This window comes from Microcoleus sp. B13-B6 (assembly GCF_036705405.1).
GTDB lineage: Bacteria > Cyanobacteriota > Cyanobacteriia > Cyanobacteriales > Microcoleaceae > Microcoleus.
Genome location: NZ_JAUBUJ010000207.1, coordinates 1 through 4,793, shown reverse-complemented (window position 1 = coordinate 4,793; position 4,793 = coordinate 1). Strand labels below are relative to the sequence as shown.

Below are 4,793 nucleotides of genomic sequence, written 5' to 3'. Positions count from 1 at the left end.
CACGACCTCGTACCTTACCAGTCAATGGGAGAAACCCGCAGCTTAACTCTAACCTACGATTCTCTCAGAGCAGACCCCAGACAGATCGTCCACTTCGGCTACAATAACGCCCCCGCCGATGCCGCGCAAAAATTAGTTGCTAAATTAACCGTAGATGCAGGCAAATTCAAATATCAAATACCCGGATATTCCGGCAACCAATACAGTTTAACCGGAGGCGAACACTTCTGGTCAATGCCCTCTAATGGAGGTCCCATCGACGCAGCGTTGCAAGTCGATATGAGTGCCTTGCCTTCGGGTCAGTACGACTATACTATTAACAGCGGCATCCGCCGATTTACGGGTACTATTTTTGCGGGTTCTTCAACCGACACGAAGGATAAGTTAGTTTCAGTCAACACAATTAACAGTCCTTTCGGCAGCGGTTGGGGAATAGCTGGATGGCAGGAATTAGTAGAAAATTCCGACTCTTCATTATTGTTAATTGACGGTGACGGCAGCGAATTGGTATTTGACAAATCCACAGCAGCAGGCGGAGGCTACGTATCTCCTCCAGGGGATTTCTCTAAATTAGAGAAACTGGCAGACGGCACGTTTACCCGCACCTTAACTGACAAAACTGTTTACAGTTTCAATACCGCCAAGCGTCTGGTTTCGGTTAAAGAAGCCAACGGCGACGAAACCAAATATACTTACAATTCATCCGGTGAGTTGTCCCAAATCATCGACGTAGCTGGGTTGATTACCAAGTTGACCTATGCAAACGGTAAAGTAAGTCAAATAGAAGACCCGGCTGGACGGTTGACGAAGTTAGAATACGACGGTGCCGGCAACTTGCAAAAGATTGTTGACCCCGATACCAAAGCGCGGACGTTTAGCTACGACAGCGAACGTCACATCACAAAAGAAGTAGACAAACGAGGATTTTCCGAACAAACATTATACGACTTTGCAGGTAGAGCAACGGGAGGAATTCGTAAAGACGGTTCGCAGTTGCAGGTGGCACCAGTACAGGTACAAGGACTTTATCGGAAGGAGGATACAACTAATCCTTTGAATGCGCCTGTAGCTCAACCTTTAAGTACAGTAATAGAGGCAAGTTATGCTGATGGTAGCGGTGGGGTAGTTACTCAGATTCTCGACCAAACAGGTCAAGTTGTTTCGGCAAAAGATGGAGGGGGAAATAAACCTACCTTTGAGCGAAATCAGAATTTCTTAGTGACGAAAAAGACTGACGCGCGGGGCAATACTACCTCTTACGAGTACGATGCTAAAGGAAATGTGAAAAGCATTTCGGATTCCCTTTCCGGTACGCCTCAAACACCCCCAAATAACAACGACGGTCAGTTGTTTGGGCCGAGAAATTATATAAACGCGAATGCTAGGGTTATTGCAGTAGGAGATGTCAACGATAACAGCACTGTTGATATTGTTACTGCTGGTTATGGCAACAGTGTATCAGTGTTGTTGGGTAACGGCGATGGCACTTTTGGCGTCAGAGATTACACTGTAAGCGACAGCCCAAACTCCATAGCTTTAGGGGATTTGAATGGCGATCTCAATTTAGATATCATTACTGTCAGTTCTTTTGGTGGTACTACTCCTAATGCAGGCCGGGTGTCAGTATTGTTGGGCGATGGTTCGGGCAATTTTACCCCTCAAGCTAATAATTATCCCGTAGCTTCTGGTGCTTTATCCGTAGCTGTGGGAGACGTAAATAAAGATGGTAAAAATGATGTCGTTACTGCTAATAATTCTAGCACCAATAGCTTGTCCGTGCTGTTGGGGAATGGCAATGGTACTTTGGCCACCAGCACGAATATCGCACTGAATTCGTCGCCAGAATTTGTAACTTTGAACGATCTAAATAAAGATGGAAATTTAGATATCATTGCCGCCAGCCCTTCTAGCGACACTAATCCTGCTAGCGGTAGGGTGTCAGTATTGTTGGGAAATGGCAGCGGTACTTTTGCCGCCCAAAGTAATTACTCCGTGAATGTTGGGGCGGTATCTGTAGCTGTGGGAGATTTGAATGGGGATGGCAATAATGACATCATTACTGCAAACAAACGTGACTCGAACGTTTCTGCATCTTTAAACAATGACGTATCTGTATTATTGAGCAATGGCGATGGTAGTTTTGGTGTGGCAACTAATTACTCAATTGAGTCAATAACGGGAGATTTTCATAATCCTTTGTCCGTAGCGGTAGGGGATGTGGATGGAGATGGAGATTTGGATGCAGTTATTTCCGGTCAGGGTTATGGTTTAGAAAGTGTATTTTTAAACAATGGTAACGGTACTTTGGCAATTCCAAGTGATGATAATTATTATTTCTATGCCTCCGATCAGGCTGTGGCATTAGCAGATATCGATCAAGATAGCGATTTGGATTTAATCTTCGCTGGTAGTGGAGTTAATGTTCGTTTAAACAATACTGTGCAAGCTGGTGAGGGAGGTGGTACTGGCAAGCGGAGTTATACTTACGACCCAGTTTTCAATCAAGTAACCAGCGAAACTGATGAATTGGGCCGCCAAACTCTTTACGAAATTGACCCGCTTACTGGTAACAGAAGAAAAGTTACAAACGTAGTAGGTGCTGTTGGCGACAGCGATGATGTTGTTACTAGCTATACCTACACAAATAAAAATCTAATTGACATTGAAACTGACCCCAACGGACGGGTGACAGATTACGATTATAACGATAAAGACCAGTTGGTTAAGATTACTGTTGCCTCTGGGACTCCTGATGAAGCGGTGCAGCAGTTTGAGTACGATGCTGCGGGGAATCAAAAGGCAGTAATTGATGAAAATGGCATCCGCACTGAGTACGAATACGATGCGATGAATCAATTGAAGAAGACGACGTTTGCCTCTGCGACTCCTGATGAAGCAACGCAGCAGTTTGAGTATGATGGTGCGGGAAATCAGACGGCAACAATTGATGAGAAGGGCAACCGTACTGAGTCTGATTATAATATCATGAATCAGCTCGTTAAGGTGACGGCTCCTGACCCGGATGGCAGCGGGCCGCTGACATCGCCCGTGACGAGTTATGAGTATGATTTGAATGGGAATCAGGTATTGATGGTTGACCCGTTGGGAAGGAAGACTGAGTATCGGTATGACAGTCGGAATCGGTTGGTTGAAACGGTGAATCCTGATGGTTCTAAGGAAAAGATGCGGTACGATTCGGATAACAATCAGACGGCGAGTTTTGATGCAAAAGGCAACCGAACTAACAAGGTTTATGATGCACGGGGCCGGTTAATTCGGGAGGTTGACCCTAGTGAGAAAGTTACTCGTTTTGAGTATAATGTTGCTAATCAAATGGTGGCTCAAGTTGATGCTAATAATAACCGGACTGAGTACAAGTATGATGAGTTGGGAAGGCGGACTGATGTTACTCAAGCGGCACAGACTACTATTGCTAGTACGAGCAAAACTGAGTACGATAAGGTGGGAAATGTTACTGCTGAAATTGATGGGAATAATAACAAGACTCAATACGTTTACGATTCCAGAAATCGGCAGACTCGCGTCATAGATGCTTTAAATCCATCTGGAACCACTACCACTGAATATGATGATGTTGGCAATGTCACATCCATCAAAGACCCAGTAAATAATACGACTAACTTCGTTTACGATGCCCGAAATTGGTTAAAATCGGAAACGAATCAATTTGGTAAAACTCGCGCTTTTGAGTACGATGATGTCGGCAATCTCACTCGCATTACTGACCGCAACAACCGCGTCCGTTCCTTTACTTACGATGCACTAAATCGGGAGACGGCAGAAAATTGGCTGAATACTACTGGTAATCCGATTCGGACAATTACTTCTACTTACGATGCAGCAAGTCAGCTAACATCTATTAAAGACCCTGATTCCACTTACCAGTTTAGTTACGACCCGAAAGGACGGCAAATTGCTGTCGATAATACGGGGACGCCAGGGGTACCGAATGTTCTGTTAAACTACACCTACGATGACGAAGATAATCTGCTGTCTGTCAGCGATACGATTAACGGCGCAGCTAAGGGGAATACTGCTTATAGTTATGACACGCTAAACCGGGTTAGCCAAGTTACTCAAAGCGGTAATGGTGTGGCGTCGAAACGGGTGGATTTTGGTTACGATGATATCGGTCAGATCAAGTCGGTGAATCGTTATTCTGATTTAAGCGGCAGTCAGTTGGTGAGGGGAAGTACCTACACTTACGATGCTAAGAATCGTTTGGATGTTCTGAGTCACGGTAGCGGGGTTTCTTATGACTTCGATTACGACAATGGAAATCGGATTACGAAGATTACAGATGTTGACGGGGTAACTAATTACACCTACGACAAGAACAATCAGTTGACGGTTGCTGACCATTCTAATAGCAACAAGCCGGATGAAAGTTTCAGTTACGATGCGAATGGGAATCGGACTAATTCTGGATATCAGACCGGAAGTAACAATCAATTGAATTCTGATGGTGTTTACAATTATGCTTACGATGATGAAGGGAATCTGATTCGGAAAACTGAGATTGCGAGTAATAAGGTGACTGAGTATGAGTGGGATTATCGGAATCGTTTGGCGGGTGTTTTTGATAGGAATGCTGGGGGGGATGTTACTCAGGAAGTAGGGTTTAAGTATGATTCTCAGAACCGTCGCATTTCCAAGAAAGTTGGGAGTAATGAGACTCGGTTTGTTTATGACAGGGATAATGTACTGTTTGATTTTGTGGCTTCGGGGTCGAATCAACCTGTTTTGGACAAGCGGTATTTTTACGGGACTGG

1 protein-coding gene is annotated in these 4,793 nt (G+C 44.7%); it reads left to right on the top strand.

The window, feature by feature from the left end; genetic code table 11:
• Positions 1-4,793: FG-GAP-like repeat-containing protein (locus QUB35_RS38390; RefSeq protein WP_333148240.1), on the top strand; the 4,793-nt coding region annotated here is incomplete at both ends.